Source organism: Halomonas lysinitropha (assembly GCF_902500215.1).
GTDB lineage: Bacteria > Pseudomonadota > Gammaproteobacteria > Pseudomonadales > Halomonadaceae > Halomonas > Halomonas lysinitropha.
On sequence record NZ_CABVOU010000039.1, the window covers coordinates 78,081 to 94,458 of the forward strand.

17 protein-coding genes are annotated in these 16,378 nt (G+C 65.8%); 8 read left to right on the forward strand and 9 right to left on the reverse strand.

What is annotated here, in order from left to right:
- Nucleotides 1-15: 15 nt before the first annotated feature.
- Nucleotides 16-1,377, reverse strand: a complete 1,362-nt coding sequence (locus tag HALO32_RS11950; RefSeq protein WP_151444103.1) for an AmpG family muropeptide MFS transporter — start codon at nt 1,375-1,377, stop codon at nt 16-18.
- A gap of 196 nt (nt 1,378-1,573) precedes the next feature.
- Between HALO32_RS11950 and rfaH the strand changes: the two genes are divergently transcribed.
- The 3 genes from rfaH to ccoM all read left to right on the forward strand — a co-directional run bounded on the left by rfaH (nt 1,574) and on the right by ccoM (nt 2,912).
- Entirely contained in the window at nt 1,574-2,116 is a 543-nt protein-coding gene (gene rfaH / locus HALO32_RS11955) for a transcription/translation regulatory transformer protein RfaH (RefSeq protein WP_151444104.1), read from the forward strand.
- Nucleotides 2,117-2,160: 44 nt separating this feature from the next.
- Nucleotides 2,161-2,667, forward strand: coding sequence for an FKBP-type peptidyl-prolyl cis-trans isomerase (locus HALO32_RS11960; protein ID WP_151444105.1), 507 nt, complete (start codon nt 2,161-2,163; stop codon nt 2,665-2,667).
- A gap of 128 nt (nt 2,668-2,795) precedes the next feature.
- On the forward strand, nt 2,796-2,912 hold the full coding sequence (gene ccoM / locus HALO32_RS18270) for a cytochrome c oxidase subunit CcoM (protein ID WP_278033512.1): 117 nt from the start codon (nt 2,796-2,798) through the stop codon (nt 2,910-2,912).
- 133 nt (nt 2,913-3,045) lie between these two features.
- Here the strand turns inward: ccoM and HALO32_RS11965 are convergent, their stop codons facing one another.
- Nucleotides 3,046-3,915 carry an alpha/beta hydrolase gene (locus HALO32_RS11965; RefSeq protein ID WP_151444106.1) on the reverse strand — a complete coding sequence of 290 codons (870 nt, stop codon included), beginning with the start codon at nt 3,913-3,915 and terminating at the stop codon, nt 3,046-3,048.
- A 129-nt stretch (nt 3,916-4,044) separates the two neighbouring features.
- On the opposite strand from HALO32_RS11965, the gene HALO32_RS11970 reads away from it, so the two are divergent.
- Nucleotides 4,045-5,064 (forward strand): acyltransferase family protein, encoded by a 1,020-nt coding sequence (locus HALO32_RS11970; protein ID WP_151444107.1) that lies wholly within the window; start codon nt 4,045-4,047, stop codon nt 5,062-5,064.
- Between the two features lie 195 nt (nt 5,065-5,259).
- Here the strand turns inward: HALO32_RS11970 and HALO32_RS11975 are convergent, their stop codons facing one another.
- The 6 genes from HALO32_RS11975 to HALO32_RS12000 all read right to left on the reverse strand — a co-directional run bounded on the left by HALO32_RS11975 (nt 5,260) and on the right by HALO32_RS12000 (nt 11,342).
- A complete protein-coding gene (locus tag HALO32_RS11975) occupies nt 5,260-5,907 on the reverse strand; it encodes a lytic transglycosylase domain-containing protein (RefSeq protein ID WP_407646856.1) in 648 nt (215 codons plus the stop codon).
- 22 nt (nt 5,908-5,929) lie between these two features.
- On the reverse strand, nt 5,930-7,651 hold the full coding sequence (locus HALO32_RS11980; RefSeq protein ID WP_151444108.1) for a proline--tRNA ligase: 1,722 nt from the start codon (nt 7,649-7,651) through the stop codon (nt 5,930-5,932).
- Nucleotides 7,652-7,792: 141 nt separating this feature from the next.
- A complete protein-coding gene (locus tag HALO32_RS11985; RefSeq protein WP_151444109.1) occupies nt 7,793-8,548 on the reverse strand; it encodes a DUF3307 domain-containing protein in 756 nt (251 codons plus the stop codon).
- Complete coding sequence (locus HALO32_RS11990; RefSeq protein ID WP_151444110.1) at nt 8,545-9,180, reverse strand: hypothetical protein; 636 nt, start codon at nt 9,178-9,180, stop codon at nt 8,545-8,547. Before HALO32_RS11990 ends, HALO32_RS11985 begins: the two co-directional genes overlap by 4 nt.
- 113 nt (nt 9,181-9,293) lie before the next feature.
- On the reverse strand, nt 9,294-10,484 hold the full coding sequence (locus HALO32_RS11995; RefSeq protein ID WP_151444111.1) for a vWA domain-containing protein: 1,191 nt from the start codon (nt 10,482-10,484) through the stop codon (nt 9,294-9,296).
- Between the two features lie 3 nt (nt 10,485-10,487).
- Nucleotides 10,488-11,342 carry an AAA family ATPase gene (locus HALO32_RS12000; RefSeq protein WP_151444112.1) on the reverse strand — a complete coding sequence of 285 codons (855 nt, stop codon included), beginning with the start codon at nt 11,340-11,342 and terminating at the stop codon, nt 10,488-10,490.
- A 154-nt stretch (nt 11,343-11,496) separates the two neighbouring features.
- On the opposite strand from HALO32_RS12000, the gene HALO32_RS12005 reads away from it, so the two are divergent.
- Nucleotides 11,497-11,814 carry a cupin domain-containing protein gene (locus HALO32_RS12005; RefSeq protein WP_225809973.1) on the forward strand — a complete coding sequence of 106 codons (318 nt, stop codon included), beginning with the start codon at nt 11,497-11,499 and terminating at the stop codon, nt 11,812-11,814.
- Here HALO32_RS12005 and HALO32_RS12010 read toward each other — a convergent pair.
- Nucleotides 11,805-12,689 (reverse strand): NAD(P)-dependent oxidoreductase, encoded by an 885-nt coding sequence (locus tag HALO32_RS12010; RefSeq protein WP_151444114.1) that lies wholly within the window; start codon nt 12,687-12,689, stop codon nt 11,805-11,807. The two genes, HALO32_RS12005 and HALO32_RS12010, sit on opposite strands and share 10 nt — an antisense overlap.
- Before the next feature lie 473 nt (nt 12,690-13,162).
- Here HALO32_RS12010 and HALO32_RS12015 point away from each other — a divergent pair, with 473 nt between their 5' ends.
- From HALO32_RS12015 to HALO32_RS12020, 3 genes are read left to right on the forward strand one after another with little or no spacing between them, the layout of a single operon-like run.
- Nucleotides 13,163-13,933 carry a metallophosphoesterase gene (locus HALO32_RS12015; protein WP_151444115.1) on the forward strand — a complete coding sequence of 257 codons (771 nt, stop codon included), beginning with the start codon at nt 13,163-13,165 and terminating at the stop codon, nt 13,931-13,933.
- 46 nt (nt 13,934-13,979) lie between these two features.
- Nucleotides 13,980-14,822 (forward strand): hypothetical protein, encoded by an 843-nt coding sequence (locus HALO32_RS18130; protein ID WP_225810046.1) that lies wholly within the window; start codon nt 13,980-13,982, stop codon nt 14,820-14,822.
- On the forward strand, nt 14,759-16,372 hold the full coding sequence (locus HALO32_RS12020) for a DNA polymerase II (RefSeq protein WP_225810028.1): 1,614 nt from the start codon (nt 14,759-14,761) through the stop codon (nt 16,370-16,372). Before HALO32_RS18130 ends, HALO32_RS12020 begins: the two co-directional genes overlap by 64 nt.
- Nucleotides 16,373-16,378: the final 6 nt, after the last annotated feature.

The following is a 16,378-nucleotide window of genomic DNA, read 5'->3' on the forward strand; positions in this document are numbered from 1 at the left end:
GGCTGCCCAAGGCGATCAGGCTGCCTTGGGCGCCGGCACCAGGTCGGGGTCGCGGCTGATCCAGATTGCCAGCAGCACGGCCGGCACCCCCAGCAGAGTGGAGACCAGGAAGAAGGTCGCGTAGCCCTCGATTTCCACTACCAGGCCGCCGAAACCGCTGAGGAACTTGCCCGGCAGGGTCATCAGCGACGAGAACAGCGCGTATTGGGTGGCCGTGTAGGCCCGTGAGGTGAGGCTCGACAGGAAGGCGATGAAGACCGCGCTGGCCAGGCCGTTGGCCAGGTTGTCGCCGATGATCGCCATTACCAGCATCGGCAGGTTCTGGCCGGCCAGCGCCAGGGCCGTGAACAGCAGGTTGGTCAGCGCCGCGGCCACCGCGCCGAGTATCAGGATCGGCCCGATACCGTAGCGGGCCACCAGCAGCCCCCCGAGGATTCCGCCGCCGATGCTCATGGCGATGCCGAAGATGTTGGTGACGTTGGCGATGGTGGCCAGGGTGAAGCCCAGATCGATATAGAGCGGATTGGCCATGGAGGCCATGGCCAGGTCACTGATCCGGAATACTGCCACGAACAGCAGTAGCCACAGCGCCTTGCGACGGTGCCGGGTGAAGAAGTCCGTGAAAGGGCAGACGATCGCGCCCGTCACCCAGGCTCCCATCCGCCGCAGCGGCTTCGACCGACCGCGGGAGGCGCGCAGGAAGGCACGGACCCGGGGTTCATGGATCAGCTGGGTGCTCAGCGAGAGTCGCTCGGGCTCCGGTCGTAGCAGCACCGTGATCACGCCGATGCCGACCAGCGCCGCCATGGTCAGGTAGGCGATTTCCCAGGAGGCCAGCGAAGCCACGTAAAGGGCGCCAGCTCCGGCCGCTAGCAGACCCCCGCGGTAGCCGATGATGTAGGTCGAGGCCATCGCGGCCTGCATATCGTCGGGGGCGGACTCGATGCGGAAGGCGTCGATGGCGATGTCCTGGGTCGCGCTGCCGAAGGCGACCAGTAGCGCAAAGGCGGCTACCAGGGGCAGGTGGCCCACCGGGTCGACTCCGGCCAGCCCCACCAGGCCGCTGGCGATCATCGCCTGGGCCAGCAGCATCCAGCCGCGGCGCTGGCCCAGGGTGCGGGTCAGCACTGGCAGGGCGAGCCGGTCCACCACCGGGGCCCAGAAGAACTTGATCGAGTAGAGCATGCCGATCCAGGCGAAGAAGCCGATGGCCGCCACCTCGACTCCCGTGCTGCGCAGCCAGGCCGACAGGGTCGAGAACACCAGCAGGAAGGGCAGGCCGGCGGAGAAGCCCAGGAACAGCATGGTGATGACCGGCGCGCGCAGGTAGATGGCCAGGGCGTCGCGCCAGCTGCGTTGGACGGTGGGGATCGGCATGTCGGTCAGCACTCCTTGCGTTGGACTCGACGGAGGCCACCCAGGCCTCGGCTATCGATGATAAAATCCTGCGTCGGCAGGCGGGACGGGCAGCGTCCGCCCCCTGTCACCCGAGCGGTTTCAGCCGGGCTGGCATGCGGTGGGATTGTTGCAGAGCCCCGGCAATGACACCAGCAGGAACCCGATCAGGAGCGACATGAGCGATTCCGAGATTCTCCAGGCCGAGACCGACGATGCCGTGCCCCGCTGGTACGTGATCCAGTGCAAGGGTGGAGAGTCCTTCCGCGCCACCGAGCACCTGGCCAATCAGGGCTTCGAGATCTTCCATCCTGTGCTGCAGGTCCAGAAGAAGCGGCGCGGCAAGCTCGAGTGGGTCACCGAACCGCTGTTTCCCTACTATCTGTTCATTCGACTCGACCGCCTGGCCAGCAACTGGCGGCCTATCCGCTCCACCCGCGGCGTGCTCAAGATCGTTACCTTCGGCCTGGACAGGCCAGTGCCGGTCAGCGACGAGCTGATCGACACGTTGCTCGAGTACGGCAGTGGAGAAGAGGACGCAAGCTCCAACGTCTACTTTCGTGCCGGCGAGGCGGTGGAGATCACCGAGGGGCCCTTCAAGGACCTCCAGGCCGTCTTCGCCAGCCACAAGGGGGAGGAGCGCGCCATCGTGCTGCTCAACATGCTGCACAAGCAGCAGCGCCTGGAGTTGCCTGTCGGCCAGCTGAGCCGCCGCGACTAGGTGACGCCAGGTCTGTCATTTACCCATCCTCGCCAGGAGACCCCATGACCATTGCCCCACAACGGATCGTGACCCTGCATTATGTGCTCAGCGACCAGCATGGCAGTGTCCTCGACGACTCCCGTGTTCGCCAGCAGCCGCTCGAATACTTGCATGGGCACGGTAACATCATGGCCGGCCTGGAACGCTCACTCGAGGGTCAGGAATCCGGGGCCCAGCTCTCCGTTACCCTGATGCCGGCCGAGGCCTACGGGCTACGCGACGAAGCCCTGGTGCGCGAAGTCGGTCGCCACGCCTTCCCGGTGGAGGACATCGCGCCGGGCATGCGCTTCCAGACCCCGGGTGACGATGGCCCCGAGATCGTCACCGTGCTCGAGGTCCGAGACGATGCCGTTGTCGTCGATACCAACCACCCGCTGGCCGGCGAGACGCTGTGCTACCGCCTCGAGGTTCTGGAGGTTCGCGATGCCACCCGTGCCGAGCTTGCCAAGGGCCATCCGCTGCCTCCGGGCACCGACCCCGGCGAGGTCGAGGACAAGAAGATGCCGTGAAAATTGACCTGCATCAATGGAATTTCCGTGCCTTGGCCAGGCCGCGGAGAAACTTGATACAGGTCAGCTTTCCCTCCCGCCGAAGGGACTAGAGTTCACTCAACACATCGGGACGGGAGGACACCACCATGTATCTGGATGACGCCGTGATTTTCGGACTTGTAACCGTCGCGATGATGGTCGCATTCATGGGAGGTTGGGTCGCATTCATCGTTCGTGACCACCATCGCAAGAAGAAGCACTGATCCAGCCGCTTCAAGAGTCGTCAGGGGAGGGGGGAGCTTTCCCCCCAGTAGCCGACCCGCTTGGGTCGGCTTTTTTTTTCTGCGGGGGCCAACAAGGTAGCGATGGTGAGCTGACGAGGTGCCCTGCGCTTCGCTACCTGGTGGGTATCGGCGCTGCCAGATAGCGGAACATGAAGTCCAGTGCTGGCCCGAGGCTGGCTCGCCATACCCGCCAGCTGTGGCCACCCGAGAATACCTCGAGCGGCACCTGGCCAGGCTGGTGCACTTCCAGTGCCGCCTGCAGCCGACGGGCATGGCCCACGGCATCAAAAACATCGCGGTTGCCGGCGCTTAGATAGAGCGGTACGACGTAATCCTGCCCAAGGTAGCGGTCGAGGCGCGCAGGGTAGTTGAGCCGTTGCCATAGGTCGGCGTCGAAGCGCTTGTCCGGGGTCAGGAAGGCGGGATGCTCCCGGGCCGTGGAGTTGGTGGGCGGCAGCGGGTAGTAGCTGGCTGGACTCAAGGCCGCAGCGGCGGCGAACAGCTCGGGCCGCTCGAGAGCGAAGTTGACGGTGCCGTAGCCGCCGGCGGAGAGGCCGGCAATACCCCGCCATTCGCGCTTCGGCACTACGCGCCATACGAACTCCACATGGGGGAGCAGGTCTTCCAGGAAAGCGGTGCCGGCCGGTTCGTTATGGCCGTCGACCCACCAGCTCCGGCTGCCGGGCATCACGATCACCGCCGGGGGGATCCGGCCCTGGCGGATCATGCGGTCGGCAATCTTCTTCAGCGCTCCGCGGGTCATCCAGTCGCGGTCGTTGCCGAACGAGCCGTGCAGCAGGTAGATAACCGGGTAGTCAAGCCCAGAGTCATGATAACCATCAGGCAGGTACAGGGTGTAAGGGTAGTCGCGCTGCAGCGTATCGGAGTGGAAACGGTGATGGGATATTTGGCTGGCCAGCGCCTGGCCGGCTAGCATCAGGAGCATCAGGATCGTCAGTGTGCAGCGTCTGGCTGCCGACATATCAAGTCCCTCCCTGTGCGCGTATGGGTTGCCAGTTTCCGATCTAGGGAATTCATGCCCACTCTCACGGTCCGACTACGGGCCCGGCATGGGCGTTCAACCCACGCGAGCATGGCAGAGACCTGATACATGCAACGCATCGAAGAAATCTACTGGCTGCGTGCCTACGGCTGCCTGGCGGTGTTCAGCTTCCACCTCCTTGATCACCTTAACCAGCGCGTGGACAACCTGGCCACCGATCTGGCCCGTATCCCCACGGTGCTTGGCACCCCGATCTTCATCTTCATCTCGGTCTTCCTGTTTTCGATGCGCTATGGGCGCAACATTCCCGGGGGCTTTCTGGGTAGCCGAGTGAAGTACGTGATGGTCCCCTACCTGATCTACGGCCTGGCTTACTCGATGGCAGAGTTCCTGCGCCTGCGTGAGACCGGTTCGGATGCCGGCCTCGTGGAGATCGTGCGCGAGTACCTGCTCTACGCCGGCTGGCATGGCTACTTCCTGATCATTGCTGCCCAGTTCTACGCCCTGTACTGGCTCTATGGCCGCCTGCATCTCGAACGCTGGCTGCCCAGCACACCTTGGCTGGTGATCGGCAGCCTGATCAGCATGGCGTGGTGGGGCTATTGGCAGTGGAGCAGCGCGCTGCCCCCGGGCTATCTGCACTGGATCGCGCCGCTGGGCTGGCTCTACCTTTTCTTCCTGGCGCTGGTACTGGTGCGCCATTACCATGATCGCCCCGAGGCGCGTCCGCCCTGGCTGGTGGCGCTGAGCCGACCCCGCTGGCTTTTTGCTCTGGTCGGCCTGGTCGTTCTGCTATCGCTGCCCGGCTGGGTCGAATACTCCTCCAAGGAAGTCTGGGTCGTGCCCTTGTTCCTGCTCTTCACACTCTGGGTGATGAGGACACTTGGCGGCCGTCGAGCGCCCCTCCTGGTGAAACGCCTCAACGAGTTCTCCTTCGGCATCTACCTGGCCCACCCGATGTTCTTCAACCTGGTGGACCTGTTGGACTCCGACCAGCGACTGCCGCTGGGACTCTATTTGATGGCCCTGGCCGTGGTGGGCATGGCCGGTTCCATCGTCTGGAACCTGGCGGTCAACCGCTTTGAGTGGGGCGGGCTGCTTTTCGGCAAGCGACTGCAAGTAGCCTGATACACGGCGAAGTCGGCAGACTCCGCGGCGCAGTCTGCAGACTGCGCCGCCGATCACCTGGCGAATCCGGGTTCTACTTCCGACCCGGGCACCCCGGCTGAAGAGCCCGGCTTCGGTAACGGCATGGAGCCGATGCCCAACAGTGAAGGTGCCCCCCAGCCCGATGAGCAGAGTGAGAGGAGGTTCCTTCGCCGCTCAGCGCTCGGCGGTGTTGCGTATCGGGGCGGAGCTCGTCGGCGACCAGTGACGGGTCAGGGCTTGCATCACCCGCTCGGGGTACCAGGTCTTGCCCAGGCTGCCGTTGTAGCGCGCCAGCGCCCGGGTTAGGTCGCCGTCTTCCACGGCCAGGTAGTGGGCCAGTATCGTGCAGCCATAGCGCAGGTTGCGCCGCGGGTCCTGGAGGTCGTCGGCCGGCAGGCCCAGCTCGCGGATCCAGAATGGCATGATCTGCATCAGCCCCACGGCGCCAGCCGAGGAAACGGCCTCGGCCTTGAAGGCGCTCTCCACTTGGATCACCGCCAGCACCAGCTCCGGCGCGAGGCCGGCCAGCCGCGCCTCATGGTGGATGCGGCCGAGCAGTTCGCGACGCCTTGCCGGATCCGGCAGGTAGCGGGCAAGGCGCGGCTCCATGTCGTTGAGCCACTGGCGGGCCGCCCAGATCTCGGCGGCCGACACGGGTGCTCCGCGGATGCTGTCGAGGGTGTCGCGCAGGCTGGCGGGCGTCTCCGGTAGGGCCCGCACCCTTGGTGCGGGCCGCTCGGGCGACAGCGAGGCGGGCAGGGCGGCGATGAAGCCTCCGCTGCTCTGGGCCAGTGCTGTGGTGGCCCAGAGGCAGCAGGCCACCGCCAGGGCGGCCCGGGAGCCCTTAGCGAGCGACCTTCTCGCCCAGGAAGTCGAGAATCTGCTCGGCCGGTACCATGGTAGCGTCACTGTCACGGCGTCCCTTGTACTCCAGTTCCCCCTTGTCCAGGCCGCGGTCGCCGATCACCAGGCGGTGGGGAATGCCCATCAGCTCGTGGTCGGCGAACCGCACGCCGGGGCGCAGGTCGCGGTCGTCCAGCAGCACCTCGAAGCCGGCGGCAGTGAGAGCCTGATACAGCCGCTCGGACTCCTCGCGAACCCGCTGCGACTTGTGGGCGTTCATCGGCACCATCGCGATCTGGAAGGGAGCGATGGCCTCGGGCCAGATGATACCGGCGTCGTCGTGGTTCTGTTCGATGGCGGCGGCCACGACGCGGGTTACCCCAATACCATAGCAGCCCATCCAGGGGTGCACGGCACGACCTTCGTCGCCGAGTACGGTGGCGTTCATCGCTTCGCTGTACTTGCGCCCCAGCTGGAAGACATGGCCGACCTCGATGCCGCGCTTGATGGCCAGCGTGCCCTTGCCATCCGGCGAGGGGTCGCCCTCCACCACGTTGCGAATGTCCGCGACCTTCGGCAGCGCCGCGTCGCGCTCCCAGTTGATGCCGAAGTAGTGCTTGCCGTCGACGTTGGCCCCGGCACCGAAATCGCTCATCAGGGCGACCGAGCGGTCGATGATGATCGGCATCTCGAGGTTCACCGGGCCGAGCGAACCGGGCCCGGCCCCCACGACGGCGCGGATCTCCTCTTCTCCGGCCATGGCCAACGGGGCGGCCACCTCGGGAAGGTTTTCGGCCTTGACCTCGTTGAGCTCGTGGTCGCCGCGTACCAGCAGGGCCACCAGGCCGCCCTCGGTACCCTGGACCATCAGCGTCTTGAGGGTCTTCTCGATGGGTAGGCCGTGCTGCTCCACCAGGGCGGCGATAGTCCTGGCATTCGGGGTGTCGACCAGATGCAGCGCCTCGCTGGGGGCGGGGCGCTGGGCATCGCTGCCCAGCGGCGCCGGCATTGCCTCGGCCTTCTCCATGTTGGCGGCGTAGTCGGACTCGGTGGAAAAGACGATGTCATCCTCGCCGGAGTCGGCCAGCACATGGAACTCGTGGGAGCCCGTGCCGCCGATGGCACCGTTGTCGGCGATCACCGGGCGAAAGTCGAGGCCCAGACGGGTGAAGATCCGCGTGTAGGCGTCGTACATCGCCTGGTAGGTTTCCTTGAGGGATGCCTCGTCGACGTGGAAGGAGTAGGCATCCTTCATGATGAATTCGCGGGAACGCATCACCCCGAAGCGCGGCCGAATCTCGTCGCGGAACTTGGTCTGGATCTGGTAGAAATTGGCCGGCAGCTGCTTGTAGCTGGCGATCTCCTTGCGTACCAGGTCGGTGATCACCTCCTCGTGGGTAGGCCCGACGCAATAGTCGCGCTCGTGACGATCCTTGAGGCGCAAGAGTTCCGGACCGTACTGTTCCCAGCGGCCGGACTCCTGCCATAGTTCGGCGGGCTGCACCGCCGGCATCAGCACCTCCTGGGCGCCGGCACGATCCATCTCCTCGCGCACGATGCGCTCGACCTTGCGCAGGGTCTTGATGCCCAGTGGCAGCCAGGTGTAGAGGCCGGAGGTGAGGCGGCGGATCATCCCTGAGCGCAGCATCAGCTGGTGGCTGACGACCTCGGCATCGGCAGGGGTTTCCTTGAGGGTGGCGATCAACAGTTGGCTAGCGCGCATGGGTCCGGCGGTTCCTCGAGCGTGTTCGTACGGGTGACGGAAGCGGGGCCGCGCAGGTCGGCGGCAATGATCGAGCATTGTACGGCCCGCTGCCCAAGGCGGCAAAAGCTTGTGTTTCCTCGACGTTCCCGCGGGCCTTGATCAGCCCTCCAACAGCAGCAGGCGCACCAGCATGCCCAGCACCAGGGTGGTGGAGACGCTGAGCAGAGTACCCAGCAGCACGTATTCGGTGAGCTTGCGGTCGCGGGTGTCCCGCAGGTCACCGAAGCGCAGTACCGACTTGGCGGCGAGCAGGAAGCCCACGGCGGTGAGCTGGTCCAGCAGCACCAGGGTCAGCACCAGCAGCCGTTCCAGCACGCCGATGCGCGCTCCGGCGCTGGCCAGGGTGCCGGTCTCCTCGAGCTGCGCGCTCCAGCGCCGCATGACCAGGGCGATGGCGATTGACAGCGGGCGCGTCACCAGCAGGTAGGCGGCCGCCATGCCCAGCACCGTCGGTGACGTGAGCCAGGCGGCGAGCTCGCGCAGGGGAGCCAGGCTGCCGAGCCACGCCAACCAGAGCCCCAGCAGCACCAGCAGGTGGCAGGCCTGGTCGAGCAGGAACCAGCGCAGTTCACCGGCCGGTAATCGGGCCTTGGCCAGGTCGATCAGCCAGTGGGTGACGGCTATCACCAGGGCACCGAGCAGCACCGCGGTCAGCCCCCGGGGCATGGCCGTGGCTGCCACCAGCAGTACGCCGCCGGCGAGCAGACCATGGACCAGGGCGTGCTGCAGCAGGCACGGGGAGCGCTGGCGCAGCCGATAGCGCTCCTCCACCCAGGTACGCGGTTGCAGCAGGAAGTCGCCGACCAGGTGGCCCAATATCAGGCCCATCAAGAGCGAGAGAGCATCGGGACTCATGGTGAGGCTTCCTCGTCAGCGAGTCGCTGGCTCAGGTAGGCGAGGGTGTCGGAGAGCAGGGCCCAGCGAGCGGCGCGCAGGCGCTTGTGCACGCTGGGCTGGCGGATACCCAGTCGCTCGGCCAGGGCCTGCTGGGAGGCGTCGTAACGAAGACTCAGGCCGACGACTTCGGCGGAGTAGGGCGACCAGCCATCGAGCATGTCGTCGATGAAGCGGACCAGCAGGGTGAGGCCTGGATCCTCGGGGGCCTCCAGTCGGGTCAATGTCAGGTGGGCGGTGGTGTCGGCCAGGGCATCCAGGGCGCGACCCGAGGCCACGAAGGTGGCACCGTCGGCCTCCGCGATGCCCCGCTCCGCCGGGCCGATCGCCACGGCGATGCGGGCATCCCAGCGCTGGTCCGGCTCGGAATGCTCGATCAGCGATGCTCGCAGCGCCACGGCCGCCTCCATGGCCGGCGCCGCCCGGGGCAGGGCGAGCTGGAAGCCGTCGCCGCGGAAACGTTCGCCGTGGCCGCCATGCCGGTCGGCCAGCTCGGCCAGGCTGTCATCCAGCAGCCGATAGAGGCGAGGTCGGTCGTCGATCTTGCGCGAGTCGATCACGTCGCCGGTCAGCACGGCCATTCGCGGTGGCATGGCAGATCCTCCTGGGTACTCCCCTCAAGTATAGCCTCCAAGGGCTATCTTTCCATTTAATAGCCCTTAAAGGTTATACTGATGAGAAATAGCCCAAAAGGGCTATAAAAGGACTATCGAGCCAGCTCTCGCATGGCGTCCTCCAGTCCCTCCAGGGTCATGGGGTACATGCGGTCGTCGATCAACTCGCGGATCAACTGGGTGGAATGGGTGAAGTCCCAGGCGCGTTGCGGCATGGGGTTGAGCCAGGCCAGGCGCGGGAAGTGGTCGACCAGGCGCTTGAGCCAGGCCGCACCGGGCTCGTTGTTGAAGTGCTCCACGCTGCCGCCGGGGTGGGTGATCTCGTAGGGCGACATGGCGGCATCACCGACGATGACCACCTGGTAGTCGTCGCCATAGGTGCGCAGCACGTCCATTGTCGGGACGCGCTCGCCATGGCGCCGGGCCTGGTTGCCGGCATTGCTGCGCCACACTCCCTCGTAGACGCAGTTATGGAAGTAGTAGGCCTCCAGGTGCTTGAACTCCGAGCGTGCGGCCGAGAAGAGCTCCTCGCAGGTGCGGATGTGATCATCCATGGAACCGCCCACGTCGAGCAGCAGCAGCACCTTGACGGCATTGTGACGCTCGGCACGCATCTGCACATTGAGCAGGCCGGCGTCGCGGGCCGTTTCACGGATGGTGGCGTCGACGTCGAATTCCTCTGCGGCCCCCTGGCGGGCGAATTTCCTGAGGCGACGCAGCGCCATCTTGATATTGCGGGTGCCCAGCTGGAGGCAGTCGTCGTAGTCGCGGAAGCGGCGTTCGTCCCACACCTTGACGGCGCGGCGGTGGCGCGAGCCGTCCTGGCCGATGCGGATGCCCTCGGGGTTGTAGCCATAGGCGCCGAAGGGACTGGTGCCGCCGGTGCCGATCCACTTGTTGCCGCCGGCGTGGCGCTCCCCCTGCTCTTCCAGGCGCTGCTTGAAGGTCTCGATCAGCTTCTCGAGGCCACCCAGGGATTCGATCTGGGCCTTCTCCTCCTCGCTGAGCTGCTTCTCGAACTCGTGGCGTAGCCAGTCATCGGGAATCATCGCCTCGATGGCGGCGTCGAGGTTTTCCAGCCCCTCGAACCAGGCGGCGAAGGCGCGATCGAAGCGTTCGAAGTGGCGCTCGTCCTTGACCATCACGGTGCGCGCAAGCTGGTAGAAGGCCTCCATGTCGGCGAACACCACACCGCGCTCCACGACCGCGTGGAGGTCGAGAAGCTCGCGCAGAGATACCGGCACGCCATGGCGCTTCAGGGTCTCGAAGAGGCTGATGAACATGTCTCAGCGCCTCTGGTTGCCCTGGCGACGCATCATAAAGGCCAGCCGCTCAAGCAGCGCGGTGTCCTGCTCGTTCTTGACCAGTGCCCCGGCCAGCGGCGGGATCGCCTTCACCGGGTCGCGCTGGTAGAGGGACTCCCGGGCCAGCTCATCGGCCATCAGCAGCTTCAGCCAGTCCACCAGCTCCGAGGTGGAGGGCTTCTTCTTGAGGCCCGGGGCCTGGCGCAGGTCGAAAAACACCTCCAGGGCCTCGGCAACGAGCTTCGGGGCGATCTCGGGAAAGTGCACGTCGACGATAGCCTGCATGGTCTCGCGATCGGGGAACTCGATGTAGTGGAAGAAGCAGCGGCGCAGGAAGGCGTCGGGCAGCTCCTTCTCGTTGTTGGAGGTGATCACGATGATTGGCCGGTGGCGGGCGCGAACGGTCTCGCCGGTCTCGTAGACATGAAACTCCATGCGATCCAGCTCCTGGAGCAGATCGTTGGGGAATTCGATGTCCGCCTTGTCGATCTCGTCGATCAACAGCACCACCCGCTCATCTGCGGTGAAGGCCTCCCACAGCTTGCCGGGCGCGATGTAGTTGGCGACGTTTTCCACGCCCTCGATGCCGAGCTGGGAGTCGCGCAGGCGGCTCACGGCATCGTACTCGTAGAGCCCCTGGGCGGCCTTGGTGGAGGACTTGATGTGCCAGGTGATCAGCCGAGTGCCAATCGAGCCGGCCAGTTCCTCGGCCAGCAGGGTCTTGCCGGTGCCCGGCTCCCCCTTGATCAGCAGTGGGCGTTCCAGGGTCACGGCGGCATCGACCGCCTGTTTCAGGGCCTCGGTGGCCACATAGGTGGAAGTGGAATCAAACGCCATGGGTCGTGCCTCGGCTGGTTCGTCGAAGGGTCAGGAGTCAAACGAGTGTACGGAAGGGCGGGACAGCGGACAAATTCGGCCAGGTGGCAAATGGACGGATACACTATCCGCGGAACGTCCAGATGTCGACGTGATGGCTGGAAGGAGAGACACAGTGGCGAACAACCTCTTCACATCGATTCCGCTATCCCTGGAGGCGGAGCAGTTCGAGGAGCTGGCGGGCGGCAAGGACGTCAGCATCGAGCGCATCGTCTCGTGCGGCCATCGTTCGCCGGAAGAGGGCTGGTACGACCAGCCGCAGCATGAATGGGTGGTGGTGCTGCAGGGCCGGGCGGTGCTCGCCTTCGAGGAGGGCGAGGATGTGGAGCTCGCTCCGGGAGACTACTGCACGATTCCGGCGCACTGCCGGCATCGCGTCAAGTGGACGGAGCCTCAGCAGGCTACCCTGTGGCTGGCGGTTCACTACTCCTGACGTGAGCGATAGGTCTCCACCAGGGTGGCCGGGTCGTGCTCGGCATGGCCGCGGCTGGCATGAGCGCGCATCAGTTGGGCGGCCAGCCCGCTCATGGGCGTGGCGCTGCCGCTGCGCTGGCTCTGGGCTACCGCCATGTCGAGATCCTTGAGCAGGGTGCGCAGGTGCCAGGGCGGCTCATTGAAGTCGCTAGCCGCCATGCGCGGGGCGAGGATCCGGAAAGGCGTCGAGTCGGCGAAGCCGCCGGCCAGGGCCTCGGTCAGCCGACTGGCATCCACGCCGCTGGCCTCGGCCAGGGCCACCATCTCGGCGATCACCGCCGCCTGGCAGCCGACCACCATCTGGTTGCATAGCTTGGTCACCTGGCCGCTGCCCACCGGGCCCATGTGGGTCACCCGCGCGGATAGCGGCGCCAGCAATGGCCGGATAGCGTCGATATCCTCGGCATCGCCGCCGCACATGATGGCCAGGCTGCCCGCCTCCGCGCCAGCGACACCCCCTGAGACCGGCGCATCCACCCAGCGCATGCCGCATTCGCTCTCGAGCCAGTCGGCGAAGTCACGTGTCGCGGCGGGGTCGCTGCTCGAGAGGTCGACCAGCCGCTGACCGGCACGGCCGTGCTGGGCTATCCCTCCTTCGCCGAACACCACGTCTTCCACCACGGTGGTATTGGCCAGACAAAGCATTACCACGTCCACGGTTTCCATCAGCTCGGCGATCGTGCCGGCTACCCTGGCGCCGGCCTCGCGCAAGGGGTCGGCCTTGGCGGACGTACGATTCCATACGGTCACGTCGAAGCCGACCTCCAGAAGTCGACGCGTCATGGGATTGCCCATCAAGCCGATGCCGATGAAGCCGAGGCGAGGCTGGGTCATTAAGAATCTCCTGGTGAATGGGGTGGGAGAGGCAGCATGCGGGATGGACGGGTTTTTCGGCAACTCGCCATGGCGCATCATTTCGTCTCAGGGCACTCGTATGGTGCAGTGCCGCATGGGAAGAAGCTTTCCCGGCCGGGCTCTGAAGCAGTTGTTTTCCGCAAAGCTTTGTATTTATATGATTTTCTTTTTTCTGGCGCGGTTCTCGCTATAGAAACGTCATGATCGCCGAGCCTGAATGGCGAATCACCGAGTGAGCTGGCGTGCTCCAATTGGTCCCCTTCGGGGGACCTTTTTTAGTTAATCGCTGGTTGTTAGGCCAAAAGAGACGAGCCCACAAGGGGCCGCCCGGCTTTCAGGCTCGAGTCACTTCCCGAATGGATGGCGTCAACTCGAGATGCTGACCGGGCAGTAGTGTTCGCTTGACGCCTGTATCACACTGGCGTGGATGGCTCGCTGAAAGGGAACTGACGATGCGCCTCAGGGTACTCTCGGACCTGCACCTGGAACATGTCGATCGTCCACCGGACTTGCCGGAAGCCAAGGCCGATGCCGTGATCCTGGCCGGCGATATTCACGCCGACATCCAGGGGCTGGGCTGGGCAGCACGGCGCTTTGCCGGTACCCCGATTCTCTATGTTCCCGGCAACCACGAGTTCTACGGTACCTGCATGCCAGCCCTGCGCCGCGAACTGGCTGCCGAAGCCGAGGGACTCGGTATCCATCTGCTGGACAACCGTTCGCTGACCCTCGACGGCGTGCGCTTTCACGGCACGACGCTGTGGACCGACTTCGCCCTCTACGCCGGCCAGCCCGAGCATGACCCGGCGCTGATCGAGGCCAGGGCGCTGACCCTGATGCCGGATTTCCAGATCATCGAGCAGCCGGAAGGGGCGATGTTCACCCCGGAGGAGAGCCGCCGCCTGCATGTCGAGGCGCTGGCCTGGCTGGAGGCGGAACTGGCTCGGCCCTTAAGCGGCCCGCGGGTGGTGATCAGCCACCATGCCCCCCTGGCCGAGTGTATTCCGTTGCGCTACCGCGGCGATATGCTGTCTCCGGCCTTCGCCTCCCATCTGCCGCAGCTGATGGGCCGCATGGACCTGTGGGTCCACGGCCATGTCCACGAGCCGGTGGACCTCGAGGCGAGGGGGACCCGAGTTGTCGCCAACCCAGGCGGATACCCCGACGAGTTCGATCCGCCGCTGTTTATGGCCGACCTGATAGTCGAGGTGGGCGACGCATGATGCGGGTCAGCTCTGCCGGCCTGGCGGCGAGCCTCGGATAGTGTCCTTGTCGACGCGCCACGGCTTTATCCTGACGCGGCACTGGGAGGACTCGCCCCGGGGCACTGATGTTACCTTCTGGCTGGCGACCGACGAGGGCCCGCTCGAGGTTCGCCTGCCGGTGCAACCCTCGGTGGCCTTCCTGCCCGCCGAGCAACGCCAGCGGGCCCAGGCCGTGCTGGCCGGCGAAGCTGGCGTATCCCTGCGTGAGCTCGAGCTGCGCGATTTCCACCGACGCCCGGTACTGGGCCTCTATTGCCGACAGTATCGACAGCTGAGTGCCCTCGAGCGCCGTTTCGCGGAGGCCGGCCTGGTACTTTACGAGGCCGATATCCGGCCGCCGGAACGCTACCTGATGGAGCGTTTCATCACCGCGCCGGTGGCGGTGACCGGGCCGGAGGACGGGCAGGGCGGCTTGGTGGACGCACGCCTGAGGCCGGCATCGAACTATCGCCCGAGGCTGCGCACGGTCTCGCTAGATATCGAGACCAGCGCCCGGGGAGAGCTCTATTCGATTGCGCTGGAAGGCTGCGGGGCGCGCCAGGTCTATATGCTGGGGCCGCACCGTGGCAAGGGCGACGGCAAGGACGAGGCGGGCGAGCTCGATTTCCGGCTGGACTACTGCGGTTCCAGGGGCGAGCTGCTCGAGCGTCTCAATGCCTGGTTCACCGAGTTCGATCCCGATGCCATCATCGGCTGGAACCTGGTGCAGTTCGACCTGCGCGTGCTGCGCGAGCATGCTCGCGCGCTTGGCGTGCCGCTGCGGCTGGGACTAACGGTGCCGAGCTGGAGTGGCGGGCCCATGGCCACAAGCCCAATCACTTCTTCGCCGCCGCTGCCGGACGGTTGATCATCGATGGCATCGAGGCGCTGCGCTCGGCCACCTGGCACTTCCCTTCATTCAGCCTGGAGAACGTCGCTCGAACCCTGCTCGGCGAGGGCAAGGCGATCGACAATCCCTACCAGCGCCTCGACGATATCCTGCGCATGTTTGCCGAGGACAAGCCGGCCCTGGCCCGCTACAACCTCAAGGACTGCGAACTGGTGACGCGGATCTTCGCCAGGACCGAGCTTCTCGAATTCCTGCTCGAGCGGGCTACCGTCACCGGCTTGCCTGCCGATCGCAGTGGCGGCTCGGTGGCGGCCTTCACCCATCTCTATCTGCCCCGGCTGCATCGACTGGGCCTGGTGGCACCCAACCTCGGCGAGGGGCAGCCGGCCGAGAGCCCCGGCGGTTTCGTCATGGACTCCCGCCCCGGCCTCTATGACTCGGTTCTGGTGCTCGACTTCAAGAGCCTCTACCCCTCGATCATCCGCAGCTTCCTGATCGACCCGGCGGGGCTCGTCGAGGGGCTCGCCGAGCCCTCTGACGCCGCCTCCGTGCCGGGTTTTTGCGGGGCACGCTTCTCGCGCAGCCGTCACGCCCTGCCGGCCATCGTGGCCCGGGTATGGGAGGGGCGCGAGGCGGCCAAGCGTGCGGGCAATGCGCCGCTCTCCCAGGCGCTGAAGATCATCATGAACAGCTTCTACGGGGTGCTCGGCTCCAGGGGCTGCCGCTTCTTCGATGCGCGCCTCGCCTCCTCGATCACCATGCGCGGCCACGCCATCATGCACCGCACCCGCGAGCTGATCGAGGCAGAGGGCTATACCGTGATCTACGGCGATACCGATTCCACCTTCGTCTGGCTGGGTCGCGCCCACGGGGAGGCCGACGCCAGGGCGATCGGCCACCGGCTGGTGGCCCGGGTCAACGCCTGGTGGCGCGAACACCTGGCCAAGGAATTTGGCCTCGAGAGTGCCCTGGAGCTGCAGTTCGAGACCCATTACCGGCGCTTCCTGATGCCGACCATCCGCGGCGCCGAAGCGGGCAGCAAGAAGCGCTATGCCGGGCTGGTGCGTGATGCCAACGGTGAGGAGCAGCTGGTCTTCAAGGGGCTGGAGACGGTGCGCAGCGACTGGACGGAGCTCGCCAAGGAGTTCCAGCAGGCGCTCTACCGGCGGGTCTTCATCGGCGAGCCCTGGCGGGACTATATCCGCGACTATGTGCAGGCCTTCCTGCGGCGTGCCCGGGAGCGGGGGTTCGACGAACGCCTGGTCTATCGCAAGCGTCTGCGCCGTCGTCTGGATGATTATCAGCGCAATGTGCCGCCTCATGTACGCGCCGCACGGCTGGCCGATGCGGAGAACGATCGCCTGGGCCGGCCGCGCCAGTACCAGAACGGCGGCTGGATCCGCTACGTGATGACGGTGGCCGGCCCCGAGCCGCTGGAGGCCCTGCGCTCGGCCATCGATACTGACCACTACCTGACGCGTCAGCTGCAGCCGGTGGCCGATGCCATCCTGCCCTTCGTCGGCGACGACTTCGAAAGCCTGATCGATCGTCAGCTGGGGCTGTTCTGAGTCGAC